At 67.3% G+C, this 2,458-nt stretch carries 3 protein-coding genes; all 3 read left to right on the top strand.

Translation table 11 applies throughout. The features are described from left to right. Positions 1-126 precede the first annotated feature (126 nt). The 3 genes from tnpA to tnpC are packed head-to-tail and all read left to right on the top strand — an operon-like array spanning position 127 to position 2,434. Positions 127-495: an IS66-like element accessory protein TnpA gene (gene tnpA / locus ATE71_RS21440; RefSeq protein ID WP_235588104.1), complete on the top strand. Its 369-nt coding sequence runs from the start codon at positions 127-129 to the stop codon at positions 493-495. Then, positions 492-839, top strand: coding sequence for an IS66 family insertion sequence element accessory protein TnpB (gene tnpB / locus ATE71_RS21445; protein WP_006963110.1), 348 nt, complete (start codon positions 492-494; stop codon positions 837-839). Before tnpA ends, tnpB begins: the two co-directional genes overlap by 4 nt. Before the next feature lie 53 nt (positions 840-892). After that, on the top strand, positions 893-2,434 hold the full coding sequence (tnpC, locus tag ATE71_RS21450) for an IS66 family transposase (RefSeq protein WP_058805365.1): 1,542 nt from the start codon (positions 893-895) through the stop codon (positions 2,432-2,434). The last annotated feature ends 24 nt before the right edge of the window (positions 2,435-2,458 follow it).

Genomic DNA, 2,458 nt, shown 5'->3' on the forward strand with positions numbered 1-2,458 from the left:
GTAACCGTGTCCTGAAGGCCGCCTTGCGGGAAGCTGCTGCGGGATGCTGATAGCCGCTCTTTGCGAGGAGCGGTGATGAGCGAGGATATCGGAGCGTCGGGAGCGAGTGCTCTTGTGACCGGTCATATGAGTGATCGTATGAGCGGTCGGATTGCGGTCGTGGGCGGGCGTCGCCGTTGGTCGGTAGATCAGAAGCTGGCGATCCTGCGCGAAGCGTTCGGCCCCGACGGCTCGGTCTCGGCGACATGCCAGCGGCACGCGGTCGGCAGCGGGCTGCTCTATACGTGGCGCCGACAGGCCCTGGCTGGCGATCTGACGGGAGCGAAGCGCACGCCGGCACCCTCGTTCGCCGAGGTGGAGGTGTCCGTTCCGGCCCCGGCGACGGCAGGCAGCGGCCAGATCGGGATCGAGCTGCCGTCAGGCGTGCGGCTCACCGTCGACGCGGCGGTCGATGCCGATGCGCTGGCACGGGTGATGTCCGTCCTTGCCCGATGATCCCGTTACCGCCGACGACACGGATATATCTGGCCTGCGGCGCCACCGATATGCGCAAGGGGTTCGACGGCCTCGCGGTGCTAGTGCAGCAGGTGCTGGAGAAGAGTCCGCACTCGGGCGCGCTGTTCGCGTTCCGCGGCAAGCGCGGCGATCTGGTCAAGCTGCTCTGGTATGATGGCCAGGGCCTGTGCCTCTTCTCGAAGCGCATGGACCGTGGCCGGTTCGTCTGGCCGATCACCAAGGCCGGCAAGGTCAGCCTCACCGCGGCGCAGCTTTCGATGCTGCTCGAAGGCATTGACTGGCGGCGTCCCGAACGCACCGCGGCGCCCTTGCTCGCAGGGTAAAAAGTGGCGGATTAGTGAGGGTTTTACTGGCATCGCGGAGCCACTTTTGCTAGATGTTCCGCGTGTCGGAACCAGCCTCTTCCAGCATCGACAAGGACGCCCGGATCGCCGAGCTCGAAGCCGCTTTGGCGGCGCGCGATACGCTGATCGACACCCTCCGCCACCAGCTCGCGCAGCTTCGCCGCATGACCTTCGGCCAGTCCTCGGAGAAGCTCGCGCTCCAGATCGAGCAGCTCGAGCTGGCCCTCGAAGAACTCGAAGGCGAGGCTGAGGTCGCCGACAGCCGAACGAGTGAGCGGGCACCCGCCGAACGGGTATCGCCGGTGCGCGCATTGCCCGATCATCTGCCGCGCGCGGAACGGCGGATCGAGCCCGAGGCCGGCAGCTGCACCTGTCCCGATTGCGGCGGCGCGCTGCGCCCGCTTGGCGACGACAGTGATGAGCAGCTCGATATTGCCCCGGTCCAGTGGCGCGTCATCCGCACCGTGCGGCCCAAGTATAGCTGCCGCGCCTGCGACAGGATTGTCCAGGCACCGGCGCCGGTGAAGGCCATAGCGCGTGGCAAGGCCAGCTTCGCGACGCTCGCCCATGTCGTCGTGAACAAGTTCGATCATCATCTCCCCCTCTATCGCCAGGCAGAGATGATGGCGGCGCAGGGCATCGACATCGATCGTTCAACCCTCGCCGGCTGGGCGGGCCAGGCCGCGCATCTGCTCGATCCCATCGTGAGCCGCATCCGCGAGGAAGGACTGAAGGCCGCCAAGCTCCACACCGACGACACGCCGGTGCCGATGCTCGTGCCCGGCAAGGGCCGCACCGCGCAGGCGCGGCTCTGGGCCTATGTCGTCGATGACCGCGCATCGGGCGCCGCCACCCCGGCGCTCGCCTGGTATCGGTTCACGCCCGATCGCAGCGGCATCCATCCGCAGTGCGAGCTCTCGTCCTTCACCGGCCTTCTCCAGGCCGACGGTTATGCCGGATACGACAAGCTGTACGAGGGAGGCCGCATCCAGGAGGTCGCCTGCTGGGCGCACTTCCGCCGCAAGATTTTCGAGTGCCACCAGACGAGCCCAACCCCGCTCACCACCGACCTGCTCGATCGCATCGCCGGGCTCTACCGGATCGAAGAGGACGTCCGCGGCCAGCCGCCCGATGTCCGCCGCCGACATCGACAAGTGCAGGCCAGACCGCAGATCGATGCGCTTCGCGGCGCGATCGACGACGCCCTGCGCCGCCTGTCGCCCAAGTCGGCGATGGCAAAGGCACTCGCCTATGGCCGCAAGCGCTGGGACGCGCTGACCCGCTACATCGATGACGGCATCGCGGAGATCGATAACAATATCGCCGAGCGCGCGATCCGCGCCATCGCAATCGGGCGCAAGAACTGGCTGTTCGCCGGATCGAAGGCCGGCGGCGAACGCGCCGCCGCCACCTACTCCGTCATCGAGACGGCCAAGCTCAACGGGGTCGAGCCGCAGGCCTACATCGCCGACGTCATCGAGAAGATCGCCTCAGGCTGGCCCGCCTCCCGATGGGACGAGCTCATGCCGTGGAACTGGCGGTCCGAGCAGCAGCAGATCGCCCAGGCCGCGTAGCTGCGGCCTTCAGGACACGCTTAC

Source organism: Sphingopyxis sp. H115, from assembly GCF_001468465.1.
Taxonomy (GTDB): Bacteria; Pseudomonadota; Alphaproteobacteria; order Sphingomonadales; family Sphingomonadaceae; genus Sphingopyxis.

Coding starts and splice junctions, on each gene's coding strand:
- tnpA (WP_235588104.1), top strand. CDS start 127: ATGAGTGATCGTATGAGCGGTCGGATTGCGGTCGTGGGCGGGCGTCGC.
- tnpB (WP_006963110.1), top strand. CDS start 492: ATGATCCCGTTACCGCCGACGACACGGATATATCTGGCCTGCGGCGCC.
- tnpC (WP_058805365.1), top strand. CDS start 893: ATGTTCCGCGTGTCGGAACCAGCCTCTTCCAGCATCGACAAGGACGCC.